The following is a 20,810-nucleotide window of genomic DNA, read 5'->3' as shown; positions in this document are numbered from 1 at the left end:
ATTATATCTTTATTTAATTTTTAATTCATAAATTTATTTATATCTTCCATTTCTAAATTAGGTTGAACTGCAATATTTACACCATTTGCAATTATTTTTGATAAAGAATCTATCACTTGATCTACTTCCTTTGGAGTAACCATTAAATCCCCAACATAAGGATTAAGTAATTCTTTTATAAGCATTCCTTTTTCATATTTATCTACACCTTTTATCATATTATAAAATTCTGATCCTTTTTCTGATTTGCTTATAAGTTCATCTATTACTAAATCTATACTATCATTTGCAATAGTTGCTGCATCAACAACTGTTGGAACTCCTATAGCTATAACCTTAACACCTAATGTCTCTTCATTTATAAGCATTCTATGATTATTAACACCAGCACCTGGTGATATTCCTGTATCGCTTATTTGTATAGTTCTATTTACTCTTTCTATTTTTCTTGAAGCTAATGCATCTATACATATAACCAAATCTGGATGTATTTTTTCCACAAGTGCTTTTATTATTTCTCCTGTTTCTATTCCTGTTATCCCCAAAACCCCAGGTGCAATAGCACAAACAGGTATTATAGAATCATCTATAGACTCTGGAATAACTTCTTTTAAATGTCTTGTTATCATTATCTTCTCTACAACCTTTGGCCCTAAAGCATCTGGAGTTACCTTCCAGTTTCCAAGTCCAACTACTAAAGCTGTCTTTTTTTCATCAATATCAACTAATTTTTTAAGAGTTATACCTACAGTTTCTGAAACATTATCCATTAATTCTCCATCATATATTGTATATTCTGGAATGTCTATAGTTATATATGTTCCTATAGGTTTTTCTAATTTTTTTGCACCTTCATTATTTTTTATTTTTACTGTTGTAATCTTACTATCACTAATTACTTCTTCATTTACAATAACACCATCGATCTCACCTTTATGAGCTTTTGAATAGTTTTCCTTAGCTTCAATTGCAAGGTCTGTTCTAAAATTCAACATAATGTCACCTCTTTAATTTTATACTTTCAAAATTATTTTTCCTTTTTGTTTAAATTTAATACTTGAATATAATAAATTTCAATGCTATAATATGGTTTGTTGAATGTAAACTCGTACGCAGATTCCCCAAAACTGCAGAGAGGCCCTATAAAATTTAGAGGGGGTGAAAAGTAATGGCAAACATAAAATCAGCTAAAAAAAGAATTAAAGTTACTCAAACTAAAACTTTAAGAAATAGAATGGTTAAATCAGCTTTAAAAACTGAAATAAAGAAGTTAGAAGCTGCAATCGCTGCTAATAACGCTGAAGAAGCTAAAGCTGCTTTCGTTCAAGCTACTAAAGCTTTAGACATGGCTGCTTCAAAAGGAGTTCTTCACAAGAACATGGTTGCTAGAAAGAAGTCAAGACTAGCTGCAAAGTTAAACGCTATGGCATAGTAGTAACATAAACCGACCTTTAACGGTCGGTTATTTACTTTCTACAACTTTTATCTTGAATAAATATTTTCAAGAAATAAAAACACCCCAGAAATTTCTGAGGTGTTTTTTTATTTTTTCACCATTGCTATATTTATTAAAAATAATTCTAGCTCTGACTTTTTATCTCCTAAACCACTTTTTAAATTTTTATCTACTTCTACACAAAGCTGTAATATTTTTTCTAATTGTTTTAAAGAAAACTTATTACTTTGTGCTACAAGTTTTTCAACAACAAATTGTGGTATTCTATATTCACTTACAAAATCATTTATTTTTTTTCCTAATGATAATCCAACTTTTATATCATATAATCTTTTAAACTGATTTTGTATAGATGTAATTATTAACATATGTTGATCTGCTTTAAATAATAGTTCATTTAGTATATCAAGAGCTCTTTCTATTTTTTTTTGTGATACTAAATCAACTAAATCAAATACATCATCTTCACTTTTATTAGGTATTAGCATATCAATATCTCTTTTAGTTATTTCTCTTCCTACAGTATAATCAACTAATTTACTTACTTCCTTTTGTGCAATCTCTAAATTCATAGGAATCTTCTCACAAAAATATCTAAGTTCTACTTTATTTATATTTTTTTTATTTGTTTTAAATATATTGTCTACTCTCTTATAAAATCCATCCCTTTTTAACTTATCTATTTGTACAATAGTAGTAATCTTATCAAGAGCCATTATATTTTTATTTTTCTTTAAAGTATCTCTTTTATCTCCGAATACATGGTATAAAACTAATATTGTATGACCTGGCATATCTTTTAAATATTCTTTCATACTATTATAAAAACTTTTATTTGAAGCATCTAATTTTTCTTTTAAAAATGGACATCTATATACAATGACTACTTTTTTTTCAGCCATAAATGGTAATGTTTCACAAGCATTTACTATTTCATCAAATTCACATTGAACCCCATCAAATTTTATTAAATTTAAATCTTTTAAATTTTCATCAATATATGGACTTACAACCTTACCTATGGCTTCTTTTATAAGTTCTTCATCTGGTCCACAAAAAATATAAGAATTTTTTATATTCCCAACCTTTATATCTTTTTCTAACGTTTCATAATTTATCAAGCTAATCACCTTTCAAGTAAAATCTATCTTACTAATATTTTTTCTCCTAATATAACTATACTAGTAACATCATCTTCTTTGAAATTAATTATATCATATTTAATATTGCTTTTATTATTAAAACTCATGTTTAAATAATATTTAGTTTCATTTACATTTAATATATAATCTTTATTAAAAGCTTCTAAAAAGCAATTTTCTTTTATTACTATTCTTTTTGTATTCTTATAATAATTATTAGAAGCATATACAGATTTCATTTTATTTACATCAATATTATCATTAGATAATAAAATTCTTTTTCCTTTATACGAAACTAAAAGTGTATCTTTATATTTATACTCTATTTTAGGATTTATACTATATAAACTAATTGTTATAAAAACTATATATGATAAAGGTAATATAATAATTTTCTTATATCCTCTGTTGTATATAAAAAATGTTATTAAAAGACTAATATAAAAATATCCATAATACTCATTTATATACATCAGATTAGGTGTGATTTCTAAAAATAATTCACTTATATTATCAAAAATTATTATAATATTTTTTAATATAAAACTAATATAATTAAATAGAAAATCTATATTTATAAAAAGTACTGATATTATGCTTATTGTTAATATTAAATTTATTATAGGAATAAGTATTAAATTTCCTATAATAAATCCTATAGATATTTCATTAAAAAATATTATAAGTATTGGTAAAGTAAATAATTGAGCACTTAATGATATACTTAAAGTTTCTCTAATTACCTTAGGTAATTTATAAAATTTTTTATTTAAAGTTTTGTTGTATAATATAATACCAATAGTTGCTCCAAATGATAATAAAAATCCAACTTCAAATATGCAATATGGAGATATTAAAAATATTATTATAGAGCTTAATGCCAAACTACATATATGATTATATCTCCTTTTTAAAATTACTCCCAAGTTTATAATAAACAACATAATAAATGCCCTTACACTTGAAAAAGCCATACCAGTCATAATTACATAAAAAAATGTTATTAAAAGTGCAAATTTTTCTTTAAATAACTTTTTCATAATTAAAAATATAACCCCTATATGAAGCCCTGATACACTTAATGCATGTATAATTCCAAATCTTTTCATATCTTCTTGATCTTCAAAATCTAAAACTTTATCTTTTCCAAAAGTAATTGATGTTATAAGACTTGCCTTTCTAATTCCAATATTATTTTCAAGTTTTTCTTTAAACTTTTCTCTTATATTAGAAAGTTTTGTATTTATATCATTATTATCTATAGTCCATTTTTTTATTTCATAATTTCCTATTCTTCCACGCTTTTTATCTAATTTTCTTTCAAATATTCCTTTGCACTTTATTACTACTCCTTCTTTTAAATTAGATATATCTCCCTTAATAAATACTTCTCTTCCTTTTATATTTCCTATACCACCATAAGAATATAATTTTTCTATTCTTATCTTTTCAATGTTATTTATTTTTAAATTATAAAAATTTATATTTATAGTTATTCCAATTATAAATATAATAATCGTAAATATAAAAAATTCAGCTCCCTCTTTTAATATAACCCATAAAAAGAAAAGGCTAACTATGGTGATAGCTAGCCAAATATCATTATCAAAATATTTATAATATATACTACTAAAAAGTAAAGATACTGCAATATATATAATAGGTAACCTTACTTTTCCTATTTTATTTATGTTCAATTAGCTCACCTCTAATAGTGAGTATAGACAATTAATTATAAAATTTATTCTAAATTTATTTACTTTTAGGCTTAAAAATAATTGCCATTATGTAACCAAAAATTATAGCCGCTGTTATTCCTGCTGCCGCTCCTTTTATACCCCCACTAAAAGCTCCAAAAAATCCTATTTTATCAACTTCTTTTATAGCTGATTTAGCCAAAGAATTTCCAAAGCCAGGCAATGGTATTGTTGCTCCCGCTCCTGCAAAATCTATAAGTTTGTCATATATACCAAAGGCTCCTAATACTGCTCCTATCGTTACAAATAAAACTAAAATTCTTCCTGGTGTAAGTTTAGTTTTATCCATTAAAATTTGAGCTATAACGCATATAATCCCCCCAATTATAAATGCTTTTATGTAATCCATATTTTATTTATCTCCTTCCTTAATCCATCTCTATAGCTACAGCATGTGCTATACCAGGTATACTTTCTCCTTGAAGAGATGATGTTGTACTCATTAAAGCACCTGTTGATATTATAAGAGCACTCTTTATTTCTTTTCTCATTAATTTTTTATATATATATCCACATGTAACTGTTGCTGAACATCCACATCCACTTCCACCAGCCTCTGTGCCTTGAAGTTCATTGTTAAATATTATATCTCCACAATCTACATGATTATTTCTTATATCATATCCATATTCTAATATCAACTTATCACATATTTCCTTACCTACTTTTCCAAGATCTCCTGTTGCTATTATGTCATAATCTTTTGCTGTTCTTTCCGTATCTTTGAAATGATTATATATAGTATCAACAGCAGCTGGCGCCATTGCAGCTCCCATATTGTTAGCATCCTTTATTCCATAATCTTTTACTACTCCAGTAGTAACATATGTTATTTTAGGAAAATTCCCTTCTTTCCCAAGAACCATTGCACCAGATCCTGTTACAGTCCATTGAGCTGTTTTACATCTCTGAGCACCATATTCTAAAGGAAATCTAAATTGTCTTTCAGCAGCACAAAAGTGAGATGAAGTAGCTGCTACTACATAATTTGCAAATCCTCCATCTATTATAAGAGATGCTAGACTTAAGGATTCTGACATGGTTGAACATGCACCATAAAGTCCAAAAAAAGGTATATTTAACTCTCTTGCTGCAAAACTTGATGAAATTATTTGATTTAATAAATCTCCTGAAAACATATAATCTATATCTTCTTCTTTTAAATTTGCTCTTCTTATAGATTCTTTTATTGATGTATACATCATTTCACTTTCAGCTTTTTCATAACTTTCTTTACCATAAGTTTCATCATTTAATACTTGATCAAAATATGATTTTAATGGTCCTTCCCCTTCTTTTGGTCCAACAATTGAAAAAGCTGAAATTATTTTAGGAGGATTTTTTAATTTTACAGTTTGCCCTCCTACTTTTTTTATATTATTCACATTAATGCCTCCATTCATAAGCTAATTAAAATATTTTTATTAAATAGTATATTAATCCAATTATTACAGATGATCCTATTCCATAAACTAATACTGGTCCAGCTATTGTAAATATTTTCGCTGCAACTCCAAAGACAAAACCTTCTGTTTTAAATTCGATAGCTGGTGCAACAACAGCATTTGCAAAACCAGTTATTGGTACAACAGTACCAGCTCCTCCATAATTTGCAATCTTATCATATATACCAACTCCCGTTAATAAAGCTCCTAAAAATACCATTATTATTGCTGTTATACTTGATACTTCATCTTTTGAATATCCAATTCTTAAAAATATATCTGATACTAACTGACCAACATCACAAATTAATCCTCCAACTATAAAAGCTCTTATACAATGTCTTGTAAGCTGAGGTTTAGGTTCAGTTTCTTTAGTTATTTTTTTAAATTTTTCTTTTACCATATTTTCTTTATTATTTTTTCTTTTCAAACCTATTCTCTCCTTTCAAAAATATATATCATTATTATTTGTAAAATAATTAATCTAATTCTTATAATTAATATTTTCATAAAAAAAGAATGAGATTTTAAAATCTCATTCTAATCTGACAATTTTTCTTTCATTTTAGATAATACTTTTTTTTCTATTCTAGATACCTGAACTTGACTTATACCTAACATTTTTGCTACTTGTACCTGGGTTTTATCTTTAAAATATCTAAGTATTATAATTTGTCTTGACTTTACATCTAATGTTCCCATAGCTTCTTTAAGCGCTATTCTTTCTATCATTTCAGAATCTTCTTCAGCATTTTCACTTATTTTATCTATAAGAAGTACTGGTGCACCATCATCTTGATGTATAGTATCATACAAATATTGCATGCTTGATGATGACTCTAATGCAATTATAATCTCTTCCTTATCTATAGATGAATACTCTGATAATTCATCTATAGTAGGTTCTCTATTTAACTTTTTGGTAAGCTCTTCTTTAGCATAATGTAATTTTCTCGCTAATGTTTTTACATTTCTACTTACCTTTATAATTCCATCATCTCTTAAAAATCTTTTTATTTCTCCTATAATCATAGGAACTGCATATGTTGAAAATTTAACATTAAATGATTCATCAAAATTTTTTATAGCTTTTACAAGACCTATCGAGCCAATTTGATATATATCTTCATAATCGTATCCTCTATTAGAAAACTTTTTGCTTATAGATGATACCAACGGTAAATTCATTTCAATTAATCTGTCTAATGCCTTTTTATCACCATTTTTAGCTAAAGGCAACAATTCAGAATTGTCATCATAATTAAATTCCTCTCTTTTATAATTCTCAATACTCATATTTTTCCCCTAATCTATTTCAGTATCAATATTTTTCTTCATAACAACCCTTGTACCTTTTCCTTTTTCACTATATACTTCCAAACTATCCATAAAACTTTCCATAACCGTAAATCCCATTCCTGATCTTTCAAGATCCGGTCTTGAAGTGTATAAAGGTTCTTTTGCCTTTTCAACATTTTCTATTCCTACACCAAAATCTGATATTATTATTTCAACTAAAGTTCCAGAAATTGAGGCATCAATTCTTACATTACCATCTTCCTTATTTTCATATCCGTGAATAATAGAATTAGTTACACCTTCTGAAACAGCTGTTTTAATATCTGTAAGCTCCTCTATTGTGGGATCTAATTGAGAAACAAAAGCTGATACTGCAACTCTTGCGAAACCTTCGTTTTCAGATTTGCTTAAAAATTCAATACTTATTTTATTATCGTACATTATAAAACCCCTCCATTAAATGCACCTTACTGCCTCATCTACAGTATTAAAGTTTTTTATAATTTTAAATAATCCAGATAATTCAAAAACTCTATTTACACTTTTACTTACATTAGCAACGCAAATATTACCTCCATTTGCAGAAACCTTTTTATATCGTCCTACAACAACACCAATTCCTGAACTATCCATAAATGTTACTTTACTAAAATCTAATATAACATTTGTTATGTTATCTCTGTCTATTCTATCATCAATTTTAACTCTAACTTCTTGAGAACTATGGTGATCTAACTCGCCAATAAGATGAGCAATCAACTTGTTTTCTATAATATTAAATTTAAGATACATACATAATACCCTAAAGTTCCCTTTAGAGTAATTCACCTCCTCATCACCCTTTTCTTCCATATTTTAACATATAACTTTCTTTCAAGTCAATTACTTTACATATTTTATATATTTTTAAAAAATAAGGAGCAGTTTTTGCTCCTTATAACAATCTATTAATTATTATATTTTTCTATTTCTTTATTTATTTTTTTATAAAAATCTTCTACAGTTTCATCATTATCTAATATTAATGTTTCTATTGCATCATTTATTGTTTCCATTTCGTATATATGAAAGTCCCCATTTTTTATAGCTTGTTCAACTTCCTTATTTAATACTAATTCGTCTTTATTAGTAGATGGTATTAAAACCCCTTTTCCTTTAATACCTGTAGTTCTTTTACATACATTAAAAAATCCCTCTATTTTTTCATTTACTCCACCTATAGGCTGTACTTCTCCAAATTGATTTAAAGATCCTGTAACAGCTATACGTTGATCTACTCCAATTTTACTTATAGCAGATAACATAGCTATCATTTCTGCAACTGAAGCACTATCGCCTTCTATAAGTCCGTAGCTTTGTTCAAAACTTAAATGAAGATTTATAGGTAACTTTTTATATGGTGATACTAAACTATATAATAACCCTGTTAATATTTTTATTGATTTTTCATGAATTTTACCACTTAACTTTGATTCTTTATGAATATCAATAACATTACCTTCACCTTTTAATGCTAAGCATGTTATTCTTAAAGGCTTTCCGAAACTAAAAATTCCAGTATCTAATACAGCAAGTCCATTTACATTCCCTATACATCTTCCATCTGTCTTTATAAAGATTTTATTTTCTTTATACATATCAGCATATTCATCAATTATGCTGTCTTTCTCATATATTACTTCTTCTATAAATTCTTTTAATATTTTATTTTCCTTCTTTATTCTTGCTATATTATCTGCTCTTACTAATATAGTATCTATTTTAAATTCATCTATATTTATCTTTTCTCTATTTGAAGCTGTTCTTGTTAAATACCTTAATAAAACTTTTATTCCTTCATTATCTAAATCTAGTAATTCTTTTTTCTTAATTCTATCTTTTATAAATTCTACTAATTCATTAATTATATTTTTTACATTCCCAATTTCAGTTTTTATTTCACATTTTAACGGAAATAAACTTTTGAATTCTTCATCATGATTATATAAAATTGAATAACTTTCATAATCTCCTATGATTATAACTTTTACATCTATAGGTATTGCCTTAGGCTTTAATCCATTTATAGATAGTAATTCTAAATAATTTCTATTACTATCTAAGTTCACTTTTCCAGACATCAATGAATTTTTAAGTTGATAATAACTATTACCATTTTGAATAAGTTTATTAAGTCTTATTATTAAACAGCCTTCATTTGCCTTAAGAAGTGAACCTGCAGTTATTAGTGAAAGATCTGTGGTATAATTACCATTTTGACTTTCATATTCTATATTCCCTATAAGGTTCGCTATATTTGGATCATCTTCATATATTACTAAAGGATGATTATTTTTTGAATTATCTACAATAACTTCAATATTGTATTTTGACAAAATCTTTTCAACTGTTTCATCCTCATCTTCTAAATCTATACTGTAATTTTCTATAAGTTCGTCTTCTATACTTTCATATAAAGCTATTAAATAATTATATACATCGTCATCTCCTATAAAATCTAAAAGAAGATCATCCTTTAAGTTTTCCATTCGTTCATTTATATATTCCCTAAATATAACTTTTATCCTTTCCATTGAATTAACTTCTAAATCTTTTAAATCATCTAATATAATTTCTGCTCTTTCTTTAAGTTTGCTAGCTTTTTGAATTATTATATCTTTATCTTTAATATCTAGTTCATCATACTCCTTCTCTGTCATTACTTCTCCTTCGTTTAATGGAATGAATGCAAACCCTCCTGAAGTTGCTTTAACATCAAATCCATCTTGCTTTGCAACCTCAACTAATTCCCCTATATATTTATTTCTTTTAAGATGTATATTTTCTACAATTTCATCTTTCTCATCATCTGATGACATATTGAAAAATTCTAAAAAATTTATCATATACTCTTCTTTTAATTTTTTTATTTCTTTTTTTAAGCTTTTCCCCTTTCCATTAGAAACAAATATAGGAAATGGACTTTTTATATCTTTAATAGTTGCATAGCATATATCTGAAGGAGGCTTTAAAGACTTATATTCATTATCTATGAAATTAACTAACCCATCTATCTTATCTTTTGAAAATGAATCTATAATATACAAGTTATATCCTTGCCTCCTTATATTAAGGGCAGCCTTTATTTCATTGTAAGGAGTATTTATTTCTGGAATATCCTTAATAGTTACCCCATCCCCTTCGTTAACATATTCCAAATCATAAATTATTTCTTTTAGAGTTAATTCTTTCTTCATACTAATGCTTTTACTAAATTCACCTTTAGTAAATTTAGATAATTCCTCCTTATTTTATATTTGTATATTATATTAATATTCTAGTTATTTCATTTTAGATATAATTTTTGAAAATAAAAAAAATCCTTAAGAATTTTTTCTTAAGGATTTTAAAACGTTTTAAATTAATACGTATTAATACGTACTATCTGACTCTGTTCCTTCACATATTGCTATTGAAGCAGAAGCTCCTATTCTTGTAGCTCCATTTTCAATCATAACTAAAGCATCTTCTAATGATCTTACACCACCTGATGCTTTAACTCCCATATTCTCTCCTACAGTTTCTCTCATAAGCTTAATATCTTCTCCTGTAGCTCCACCTGTTGAGAATCCAGTTGAAGTTTTAACAAAATCAGCTCCAGCTTCCTTTGATAATTTACAAGCTATAACTTTTTCTTCATCTGTTAAAAGACAAGTTTCAATTATAACTTTAGTTAAAGCCTTTCCTTTAGCAGCTTCTACTACAGCTTTTATATCTTCTTTTACAAAATCATAATCTTTATCTTTAAGTCTTCCAACATTTATAACCATATCTACTTCAGTTGCTCCATTTTGGATAGCATCTTTTGTTTCAAAAACTTTTACTTCAGTAGTTGTAGCTCCTAAAGGGAATCCTATAACTGTACATACTTTAACTTCACTATTTTTAACTATTTCATATGCTTCTTTTACTCTTCCTGGATTAACACATACAGATGCAAAATTATATTTTACTGCTTCTTCACATAGCTTCTTAATTCCTTCACTTGTTGCTTCAGGTTTCAATAATGTATGGTCTATCATTTTTGCTAATTCTTTTTTATTCATTTTTTGCACTCCTTTACATAATTACTCTAATGTGATTATAGAACTTTTTCGACAATATTGTCAATAATATATCATTTTAAAAAAAGCACACTAAAATAATGATATTTGTTCTTCTAAACTTTCTTTAAAGTAAGATACACTAAGCCCTATTAATCTTATATCTTCTTTAAGACTCTCTTCTATTAAAATTTCTTTTGCTATTTTAAATATATCATCAAAACTTCTAATGTAATCTTTTAATGTTTTACTTCTTGTATGATTTTTAAAGGAACTAGTTTTATATTTTAAAGTAACAGTTTTTATAAATTTATCTTCTTTTATAAGTATGTCTGATATATTTCTTGAAAAAAACTCCAAATATTTAATAAGTTCTTTTTTATCTTTAGTATCTCTTTTAAGAGTTCTTTCTTTTCCAATAGATTTCCTATCTCTAATTATAGTTACTTTTCTCTTATCAATCCCTCTTATTCTATAAAATACTTCTACACCTTGCTTTCCTAAATATTCAAATAAAAATTCTTTAGAAAGAGGATATAAATCTTCAACTTTAAAAAATCCCATATTGTTAAGTTTACTTACAGACTTACTCCCAAGCCCATATATTTTAGATATTGATAAAGGAAATAAAACTTCTGGCACCATATCCTTACTTATTATCTTTATTCCATTTGGTTTATTCCAATCTGATGCAAGTTTAGCTAAAAATTTATTATAAGAAATTCCTATAGATAAAGTTAATCCTAATTCCTTATAAACCCTTTCTTTTATATATCTTGCTACATTTTCTCCTTTTTCTATAGTACCACTCATCAAATCTAAGTAAGCTTCATCTATTGATAATGGTTCAACTAAATTTGTAACTTCTCTAAATATTTCAAAGACTCTTCTTGATATTTCTTTGTACCTTGAATGTCTTACATTTAAAAATACTCCTGTAGGGCATAGTTGCCTTGCTATAAACAAAGGCATTGCTGAGTGAACACCATATTTTCTTGCTTCATAAGAGCATGTAGATACAACTCCTCTTTCACTAACTCCACCTACTATTACAGGTTTTCCTATTAACTTTTTATTATCAATTTGTTCAACTGATGCAAAAAACGCATCCATATCAACATGAAGTATTATATTTTCATAAAGCTCCATTTACTAGGCTAAAACCTCCTCAAAAATCCCTTGTTTTTTACTAACAAGAAATGAATATACTGAAAAACATATTAATTCATTTAAAAATTCATTTTTCGTTGAATTTTTAAATAACTCATAAAACTCTACTATAACTATAGAAATTAAAGTTCTAAATGTTTTATCCATATAAAAAGCATATTCCCCATCTTCATCACATAAATACTGATTTACTTCATTTATTTTTTCTAAATAACTATTTATATTTTCTTCCCTTTCAATAATTCCAATTAAAGGTAGTACTTCATCACTAATTTTCATATTATTTTTATTAAATGCATTTATTAATGCTTTAATTTCATAGGGTGCTGAGGCTTTATCATTTAAAACTATACTACTTGCAATTCCTTGAAGATCATTTTTAGAATAGTGCTCTAAATCTAAAAGATGTTTGAACATACTATCTATATATTCATGAATATTTTTGGCTTCACCTTTATTTTTATTGTTTTTTATTGCAAGAAGAGCACACACTAAATAATCTTCCTCATCAGTAAATCCTTTATAATTTTCTTTTAAAGAATTATAAATTATTTTCATATCTTTTATTGTGCTATCGATGTTATTAAATTCTATATGTTTTGCTATTGTATAAGCTGATAATACTAAAAAATCATTTTCTTTAAAATCATTTTCTTCTAATATATCATTTATATTTATTACTTTGTCTGAAAACTCTTTATAATTTTCCTCTTTACTTATGAGTATTGATATCATATATAACATATCGCCTCTAAAGCTTGACATTTTATTTGTATTTGTTTTTATATACTTTCTTATTTCTTTTATTTTATCTATATCAATATTATAATCCTCTGCAAATATTAATGATGCAAAATGATTTATATATTCTCCATCAAATCTTAATTTATGCTTTACTAATTTATAATTTTCAATAACCTTATTTGTAATAGAGTATAAAATATTATTCATTATTTAACCATCCCCATTTCTTAATAACAAATATATTATACATTAAAATTCATAATAATCTTTTAATTATTAATTAAAATCAATTTAATTATACTATATTTTTATGTCATTAATATGACTAAAAGTTATTAAATTAACTTCTAGAAGTTAATTTAATAAAATATAAATAGCTTTATTTTTAATTAAACATATTTATATTTACGGTATTTTCTTATACTAACTTTTTATTTTATTAATTTTTCATTTATGTTATAATACTACTTGTTATAATGGATTTATCCAATTGACACGGACTTATATTTAAAAAGGAGAATTTGTTTATGGGATTAAGAGATAAATTTGATAAATATTTTAGAGACTCTTACTTTGAAAAATATGGAGATAGAATAACAAGTGCTTCTGGTACTGTAATTTCAGTTAAAACTGAAAAGAAAAATTATATTATTTTTCATAAATTAATTGTTGATATGATAATCAAACCTGAAGTAGGTAGAGCTGCTATTAAATGTAGATATAAGAAAAGTAGATGGTTTAAAGAACCTGACTTTATTCAATTAAATAAAGGTCATAAAGTAATGATTATGGGACTTAAAGGCGTTAAAGGAAAGAAAGACTCAGAAATTCTTCAAGTTCAAAATATCTTAAATCTAACTACAAAGAAAGATTTAATACCAATAGATCATTCTCAAATAAAAAAAGCTAGACAAACAGCTTCAAGAATGAGACAAAGATAATAAAAGCTACGTATAAACGTAGCTTTTATTATTTATATTTCATAATCTACAACTTTTCTATCTGTTGCAATTTCTTTAACGAATTCTTTAACCTTTAAATGCTTTGGATGATTTTGATAAATATCTAAATCATCTAAATTGTTAAATACTGAATATAAAATTACATCCATACTAGCATTACTATTATTCAAATTTATTCCGACTTCAATTTCGTTTATTTCTTTTATATCTTTTTTTAAATCTTCTAATAATACTTTTAACTTCTTTGCATTTTTCATTCTATTTTCTTCTTTTAAGTTCCACATAACTATATGTTTAATCATAAATATCACCTCTTAATAATTATCTTATAAAATAAATTTAAAATAAATAATTTTTCTAAAAAATACTCTTAAATTTAATTTTATAATTTTAATTATTTTGATTTAATATATAAATAAACACTATTTATAAATGCTATTACTCCAGAGAATACTAATACTATCATCCAATGATTAAGCATAAGTGGTACTGTATGGAATATAGAGCTTAAAAATGGTACATATAAAATTGAAAGTAACATTATTACTGATACTAAAACCGCTCCAACTAAATATGGATTTGTAAATAATTTTATCTCAAATATTGAATGTCTCTCTGATCTACACTCAAATACATGAAATAACTGTGACATTATCAAAGTTGAAAGTGCTATTGTTCTACAAGTTTCAAGATCCATTCTATAAAATCTTCCAATCATAAAAGCTAAAAGTGTACAAACACCTATAAGGGTTCCTCTTATAATTATCTTTTCTGTAAGTCCTCTTGCAAATACACTCTCTTTCTTTTCCCTAGGCTGTTGTCTCATTATATCACTATCTGCTGGATCTACACCAAGCGCAATAGCTGGAAGTCCATCAGTCGCTAAATTTACAAATAAAATTTGAATTGGTGTAAGAGGATTTGGCAACATAAATATTGTTGCTAAAAACATTGTTAAAACTTCACCTAAATTACATGATAAAAGATATCTTATAAATTTTCTAATATTATCATATATATTTCGTCCTTCTTCAACAGCAGCAACTATAGTACTAAAATTATCATCCATAAGTATCATTGATGAAGCCTCTTTAGTAACATCAGTTCCTGAAAGTCCCATAGAAATACCAATATCAGCTTCTTTTATGGCTGGAGCATCATTTACCCCATCACCTGTCATTGCAACAATATTTCCTTTCGATTTAAATGCCTTAACTATTCTAAGCTTATGACTTGGAGATACTCTTGCAAATACTCTAACTGAATCTATTTTGCTGTAGAGCTCTCTATCAGTCATTTTTTCTAAATCCTCTCCAGTTAACACTTGACTTTCATTTTTGCATATGTTTAAAGATTTTGCTATAGCAAAAGCTGTTTTTTGATGGTCACCTGTAATCATTACTGGTTTTATTCCTGCAAGCTTACATTTTAATACAGCATCTCTTGCTTCACTTCTTGGGGGATCTATGCTTCCAGCAAGTCCTATAAAGATTAAATCACTTTCAAGTTTTTCACTTTTCATTAAATTATCAGCTTTATAAGCTGCTGCAATACATCTTAAAGCTCTAGAAGACATAGCTTCAATTGAATTAGTAATCATCTTCTTTCTTTGATAAGTAAGTGGTTTTACTATTCCATCTTCATATATATAATTACTCTTTTCTAATATTCTCTCTGGAGCACCTTTTACATAACATATTTCTTTTCCATTTTCCTCAACTATTACAGACATCATTTTTCTAGTTGAATCAAAGGGAATATCAAACACTCTTTTTACATCCTTAGTAAAATTTTTTAAATCATCTACATTTTTAAAGAACATTCTAACTAATGCTGTTTCTGTTGGATCTCCAAATAATGCTCTATCTATTTTTTTACTCTTTTTATCAATCTGACAATCGTTACAATGTACTAATGCAGATTTTAACTTTAATATACCTCTAACATTATTTATATCTTCTTTTTCTAATTCGATTATTTTTCCATTTAAATATACTTCTTTTACTGTCATTTTATTTTGAGTAAGAGTTCCTGTTTTATCAGAACATATTACAGACGTACAACCTAATGTTTCAACAGCTGGTAGTTTTCTAACAAGGGCATTTCTTTTAAGCATTTTAGATACACCAAGCGCTAAAGCAACAGTAACTATTGCTGCAAGTCCTTCTGGTATTGCAGCTACAGCTAATGAAACTCCAAGTAAGAACATTTCTCTAACTTCATTTCCTCTTATAATTCCAAGTACAGTAACTATTATACATATAGCTAAACAAATAACTACTAATATTTTACCTAGCGAATCTAGCTTTTCTTTAAGAGGTGATTTATCTTCTTCTATATTTTGTAGCAGATTTGCTATTTTACCCATCTCTGTCTTCATTCCAATTTCTACTACCTTAAAAAGTCCTTTTCCTTTTAAAACATTTGTTCCCATAAATCCTAAATTATTTCCTTTGTTACAATCTTTATTAATTCCTACTGATTCTCCTGTTAGCAAAGATTCATCAACTACTATTCCAGAAGCTTCTAAAAATTCTCCATCTGCTGGTATTCTATCACCAGATTCTAATATAACTATGTCACCTATTGTTAAATATTTAGAATTAATAACCTTTATTCTTCCATCTCTATAAACTTTACAAGTAGGTGCCGCCATATCTTTTAAAGCTTCTAAGGATTTTTCAGTTTTAAATTCTTGAAAAAATCCAAGTAATGCATTAACTATAACTATAATAAGTATTGTTATTGCATCTGCCGTATCTCCCATAAAGCCTGATATAATAGTTGCACCTATAAGAACCCAAACCATAAAATCATTAAATTGAGATAATAATATTTTTATAGGAGATGATTTACCTTTTTGTTCTAATTCATTTAATCCAAAGTTTTTAATTCGCTTCTCTGCTTCTTTTGTTGTAAGCCCTGGAATTATATTTTGTTCCTGTATCACCTTAAGAATTCCTCCTTATTTAAGCATTCTTATATATATATATTTAAAATTTATTAACTTATGAAAAGTTTTAATTAAAGTTACTGCTTTACTTTTTGTTATTTAGGTCGTACAATTATACTGTAAATTCATAAGATAAAGGAGGTAATGTCTTTGAAGAACGTAGTATATGTTACTGGACACAAAAATCCAGATTCAGATTCAATATGTGCTGCCATCTCTTACGCAGAGCTTAAAAATAAAACTGGTAATATTCCAGCTATTCCTGTAAGACTTGGAAATGTTAGTAGAGAAACTCAATTTATTTTAGACTATTTTAATGTTGAAGCACCTGAATTTTTAGAGACAGTTAAATTAAAAGTTGAAGATTTAAAAATAGATAATATCAGCCCTATATCACCTGATATATCTTTAAAAATGGCTTGGAATATAATGAGAGATAAAAATATTAAATCTATTCCTGTAGGTGACCATAAAGACCACCTTATAGGTTTATTATCAATTTCAAACCTTACATCTTCTTACATGGACATATGGGATAACAAAATATTAAGCAAGAGCGAGACAAGTATTGATAATATAATTGATACTTTATCTGCAAAAGCTTTATACATAAATGAAAATGTTAAAGTATTTCCAGGTAAAATCTGCGTTGCTGCTATGCAACCAAATTCAATGAAAGAACATGTAGATGAAGGTGATATAGTAATTGTTGGCGATAGACCTGAAATTCATGAAGAAGTAATTAACGAAAAAGTTTCTTTAATGATTTTAATAGGATCAAGTTCATTAAGTGATGAACTTTTAGCTAAAGCTAAAGAAGCTGGAATAACAGTTATTTCTACTCCACATGATTCATTTACAGCTTCAAGACTTATAATTCAAAGTATCCCAGTAAGATACGTTATGGTTAAAGATGATATCGTATCCTTCTCTACTGATGATTTAGTTGAAGATGTTAAAGAAACAATGCTTGAAACTAGATATAGAAGCTATCCTGTAGTTGATTCTGAAGGAAAAGTTATTGGTACTATTTCAAGATACCACTTAATCTCAAACTTCAAGAAAAAGGTTATTCAAGTTGACCATAACGAAAGAGGTCAATCAGTACCTGGTCTTGAAGAAGCAGATGTTCTTGAAATAATAGACCACCATAGAGTTGCTGATATCCAAACAAGTAACCCTATATTCTTCAGAAACGAGCCTATAGGAAGTACATCTTCTATAGTTGCTAAATGTTATTTTGAAAATGGAATAAGACCATCAAGAGAAATTGCTGGATTATTATGTGGTGCTATAATTTCTGATACATTATTATTCAGAAGCCCAACTTGCACAGAACAAGATAAATATATTTGTAATAAACTTGCTGAAATAGCAGGAATAAATTTAGAAGAATTTGCAAAAGAAATGTTTAAAGCCGGTACTTCACTACAAGGTAAAACAGTTGAACAAATATTCAACCAAGACTTCAAACCATTTACTATTGGAGATACTAAAATTGGTGTAGCTCAAGTTAATACAATGGATATTGAAGGATTTATGCCTTTAAAAGATGATATGTTATCATACATGAGCAAAAAAGCTGAAGAAGGCGGATTTGATATGCTTATGTTATTATTAACTGACATATTAACTGAAGGATCACAAATACTTGTTGCAGGAAAACAACCTGAAATAGTTGAAAAAGCATTTAAAGTAGAACTTAAAGATTCTATGGCATTTTTACCAGGAGTTCTTTCAAGAAAGAAACAAGTAATACCACCACTTACAAATTCAATAATAAATTCATAAAAATAAAACCATGCTATTTTTAGCATGGCTTTATTTTTTTCTCTTATTTCCATTTAAGTATTTCTATATTATTCTTTTTCTTAAAATTTATAAGATATGGATGTCCGACTAAATCTAAAAGAGGTTTATCTGATAAAGAATCAGAAAACATATATGAATCTTTAAAATCAACTTCTATATTATCTTTCTTTAATTCTTCCATTAATCTTCTAACTTTTTCTTCACCCTTACAATTATATCCGTCCATCTCTCTTATGAATTTTCCATCTTTAAATTTAAACTTAGTTCCAATAATCTTGTCTACCTCTTTGAAACTATAAAACTCATTTAAATAAAATTCTGGTGATGCTGATATTAAATAAATTTTATAACCTTTTGATTTTAATTCTCTCATCATTTTTATAGCATCTTCATACAATATATTGCTAAGTACGTCACTATAAAACTCTTTAACTATATATGATAATTCCTTTTCGTCTATACCATCTATAAATTTAAGAAAAGTTTCTTTAACTTTCTTTTCATCATATATTCCTATACCATACATAATACCTGAAAATATTGCTCTTGGAAGAAATTTAATATTTTTCTTATCCTTATGTATCATATATTTAAAAAATTGCATTAATGTTTCTTTTTTTGTTATTGTAAAATCAACATCGAATATTCCTAGCTTTACCATATGTTCCTCCAAATATTTTTTCTATATATATTATATACTATTTATTAAACTTATTTAATTAAAAAATAAAATTTATAAAAAATGATTAGCTTTCAATTTTTAAAGCTAATCATTTTCAAATATTTATAGAGAATTAATAAAACCTTCTATTCTGTCTAATCCTTCTTTAATATTTTCTATTGAAGTTGCATATGAAAGTCTTATATATTTATCAAGTCCAAATGCAATTCCAGGAACTACTGCAACACTCTTCTCTTTAAGCAATTCTCTTGAAAAACTAATAGAATCAGTTATCTTTTCTCCATTAACTTCTTTTCCATAAGTACTTGATACATTTACCATTATATAAAACGCACCTTTTGGTATTATATAATCTATTCCTTTTATTTTATTTAATCTCTCAACCATATATAATCTTCTCTTATCAAACTCTTTAACCATTTCCTCAACTGATTCTAAAGAATTTTTAAGAGCTTCTATAGAAGCATATTGTGTTATTGAATTAATGTTTGATGTCATATGACTTTGTATACTAACCATATGCTTAATAACTTCTCTATTTGAAGCAGCATATCCAACTCTCCATCCAGTCATAGCTGATGATTTTGAAAGTCCATTTATTACTATTGTATTTTCATACGCATATTCTGAAAGAGAAGCTATACTTATATGCTTTTCTCCATCATATATTAACTTCTCATATATTTCATCTGATATTATTATCAAATCATTTTCTTCTGCAAATTTTGCAATTTCTAATAGTTCTTCTTTAGAATAAACAGCACCACTTGGATTATTAGGACTATTTATAATTAAAGCTTTTGTTTTATCTGTTAAAACTTCTTTTAGGCAATTTTCAGTATATTTATAACTATTGTTTTCGTTAGTATTTACTAAAACAGGAACACCACCTGAAAGCTTAATAAGTTCTGGATAACTAACCCAATAAGGCATTGGTACTATAACCTCATCTCCTGGATTTAATATCGCCATAAAAGCATTTGCCAAACATTGTTTTGCTCCATTACTTACTATTATTTGATCTATTTTATAATCTAAATTATTTTCTTTTTTTAGTTTTTTACATATCTCTTCTCTAAGATTTTTTACTCCAGCAACTTCTGTATATTTAGTCTTTCCTTCTATCATAGCACAATTAGCTGCTTTTAATATATTTTCTGGAGTATTAAAATCTGGCTCTCCAACTCCAAAACTAATTACATCAACACCACCTTCTTTTAATTCTTTAGCCTTTGCTGTAATTTCTAAAGTTATTGATGCTGAAATTCCTTTTGCTCTTTGTGATAATTTCATTTAACTTCCCCTT

Annotated in this window: 20 protein-coding genes; 3 read left to right on the top strand and 17 right to left on the bottom strand. The window is 26.5% G+C overall.

The window, feature by feature from the left end; all coding sequences use genetic code 11:
- Positions 1 to 20: 20 nt before the first annotated feature.
- On the bottom strand, positions 21 to 995 hold the full coding sequence (gpr, locus tag AC4FQW_RS00510; RefSeq protein WP_303128439.1) for a GPR endopeptidase: 975 nt from the start codon (positions 993 to 995) through the stop codon (positions 21 to 23).
- A 173-nt stretch (positions 996 to 1,168) separates the two neighbouring features.
- Here gpr and rpsT point away from each other — a divergent pair, with 173 nt between their 5' ends.
- On the top strand, positions 1,169 to 1,432 hold the full coding sequence (rpsT, locus tag AC4FQW_RS00505; RefSeq protein WP_024615134.1) for a 30S ribosomal protein S20: 264 nt from the start codon (positions 1,169 to 1,171) through the stop codon (positions 1,430 to 1,432).
- 110 nt (positions 1,433 to 1,542) lie between these two features.
- On the opposite strand, the gene holA is transcribed toward rpsT, so the two are convergent.
- The 12 genes from holA to AC4FQW_RS00445 form a co-directional block, all read right to left on the bottom strand.
- On the bottom strand, positions 1,543 to 2,577 hold the full coding sequence (holA, locus tag AC4FQW_RS00500) for a DNA polymerase III subunit delta (protein WP_491146768.1): 1,035 nt from the start codon (positions 2,575 to 2,577) through the stop codon (positions 1,543 to 1,545).
- Positions 2,578 to 2,600: 23 nt separating this feature from the next.
- A complete protein-coding gene (locus AC4FQW_RS00495; RefSeq protein ID WP_491146767.1) occupies positions 2,601 to 4,295 on the bottom strand; it encodes a ComEC/Rec2 family competence protein in 1,695 nt (564 codons plus the stop codon).
- A gap of 55 nt (positions 4,296 to 4,350) precedes the next feature.
- A complete protein-coding gene (spoVAE, locus tag AC4FQW_RS00490; protein ID WP_491146766.1) occupies positions 4,351 to 4,704 on the bottom strand; it encodes a stage V sporulation protein AE in 354 nt (117 codons plus the stop codon).
- 19 nt (positions 4,705 to 4,723) lie between these two features.
- Positions 4,724 to 5,758, bottom strand: coding sequence for a stage V sporulation protein AD (gene spoVAD, locus AC4FQW_RS00485; protein ID WP_491146765.1), 1,035 nt, complete (start codon positions 5,756 to 5,758; stop codon positions 4,724 to 4,726).
- 7 nt (positions 5,759 to 5,765) lie between these two features.
- A complete protein-coding gene (gene spoVAC, locus AC4FQW_RS00480) occupies positions 5,766 to 6,203 on the bottom strand; it encodes a stage V sporulation protein AC (RefSeq protein WP_303128594.1) in 438 nt (145 codons plus the stop codon).
- Positions 6,204 to 6,340: 137 nt separating this feature from the next.
- Entirely contained in the window at positions 6,341 to 7,096 is a 756-nt protein-coding gene (gene sigF / locus AC4FQW_RS00475) for an RNA polymerase sporulation sigma factor SigF (RefSeq protein WP_491146764.1), read from the bottom strand.
- A gap of 9 nt (positions 7,097 to 7,105) precedes the next feature.
- Complete coding sequence (gene spoIIAB / locus AC4FQW_RS00470; RefSeq protein ID WP_491146763.1) at positions 7,106 to 7,540, bottom strand: anti-sigma F factor; 435 nt, start codon at positions 7,538 to 7,540, stop codon at positions 7,106 to 7,108.
- Positions 7,541 to 7,555: 15 nt separating this feature from the next.
- Entirely contained in the window at positions 7,556 to 7,891 is a 336-nt protein-coding gene (spoIIAA, locus tag AC4FQW_RS00465) for an anti-sigma F factor antagonist (RefSeq protein WP_303128591.1), read from the bottom strand.
- A 155-nt stretch (positions 7,892 to 8,046) separates the two neighbouring features.
- Positions 8,047 to 10,335: an AAA family ATPase gene (locus AC4FQW_RS00460; protein ID WP_491146762.1), complete on the bottom strand. Its 2,289-nt coding sequence runs from the start codon at positions 10,333 to 10,335 to the stop codon at positions 8,047 to 8,049.
- Positions 10,336 to 10,509: 174 nt separating this feature from the next.
- A complete protein-coding gene (gene deoC / locus AC4FQW_RS00455; protein WP_303128417.1) occupies positions 10,510 to 11,184 on the bottom strand; it encodes a deoxyribose-phosphate aldolase in 675 nt (224 codons plus the stop codon).
- Positions 11,185 to 11,274: 90 nt separating this feature from the next.
- On the bottom strand, positions 11,275 to 12,330 hold the full coding sequence (locus AC4FQW_RS00450; RefSeq protein WP_491146761.1) for a DNA polymerase IV: 1,056 nt from the start codon (positions 12,328 to 12,330) through the stop codon (positions 11,275 to 11,277).
- A 3-nt stretch (positions 12,331 to 12,333) separates the two neighbouring features.
- Positions 12,334 to 13,302, bottom strand: a complete 969-nt coding sequence (locus tag AC4FQW_RS00445; RefSeq protein ID WP_491146760.1) for a DUF4003 family protein — start codon at positions 13,300 to 13,302, stop codon at positions 12,334 to 12,336.
- 320 nt (positions 13,303 to 13,622) lie between these two features.
- Between AC4FQW_RS00445 and AC4FQW_RS00440 the strand changes: the two genes are divergently transcribed.
- Positions 13,623 to 14,036 carry a hypothetical protein gene (locus tag AC4FQW_RS00440; protein ID WP_303128408.1) on the top strand — a complete coding sequence of 138 codons (414 nt, stop codon included), beginning with the start codon at positions 13,623 to 13,625 and terminating at the stop codon, positions 14,034 to 14,036.
- A gap of 32 nt (positions 14,037 to 14,068) precedes the next feature.
- Here the strand turns inward: AC4FQW_RS00440 and AC4FQW_RS00435 are convergent, their stop codons facing one another.
- Both AC4FQW_RS00435 and AC4FQW_RS00430 read right to left on the bottom strand, forming a co-directional pair.
- Complete coding sequence (locus tag AC4FQW_RS00435; protein ID WP_303128407.1) at positions 14,069 to 14,359, bottom strand: Dabb family protein; 291 nt, start codon at positions 14,357 to 14,359, stop codon at positions 14,069 to 14,071.
- A 92-nt stretch (positions 14,360 to 14,451) separates the two neighbouring features.
- Positions 14,452 to 17,007: a calcium-translocating P-type ATPase, PMCA-type gene (locus tag AC4FQW_RS00430; protein ID WP_491146759.1), complete on the bottom strand. Its 2,556-nt coding sequence runs from the start codon at positions 17,005 to 17,007 to the stop codon at positions 14,452 to 14,454.
- A gap of 153 nt (positions 17,008 to 17,160) precedes the next feature.
- On the opposite strand from AC4FQW_RS00430, the gene AC4FQW_RS00425 reads away from it, so the two are divergent.
- Positions 17,161 to 18,801 carry a putative manganese-dependent inorganic diphosphatase gene (locus AC4FQW_RS00425; protein ID WP_303128404.1) on the top strand — a complete coding sequence of 547 codons (1,641 nt, stop codon included), beginning with the start codon at positions 17,161 to 17,163 and terminating at the stop codon, positions 18,799 to 18,801.
- 43 nt (positions 18,802 to 18,844) lie between these two features.
- Here AC4FQW_RS00425 and AC4FQW_RS00420 read toward each other — a convergent pair whose 3' ends face one another.
- Positions 18,845 to 19,483: an HAD-IB family hydrolase gene (locus tag AC4FQW_RS00420; protein WP_491146758.1), complete on the bottom strand. Its 639-nt coding sequence runs from the start codon at positions 19,481 to 19,483 to the stop codon at positions 18,845 to 18,847.
- Positions 19,484 to 19,606: 123 nt separating this feature from the next.
- Complete coding sequence (locus AC4FQW_RS00415) at positions 19,607 to 20,797, bottom strand: pyridoxal phosphate-dependent aminotransferase (protein ID WP_491146757.1); 1,191 nt, start codon at positions 20,795 to 20,797, stop codon at positions 19,607 to 19,609.
- Positions 20,798 to 20,810 lie beyond the last annotated feature (13 nt).

The organism is Clostridium sp. TJA085, from assembly GCF_058310235.1.
Note: the sequence above shows the minus strand (reverse complement) of the source record. Positions and strands in the feature narration are given on the sequence as shown.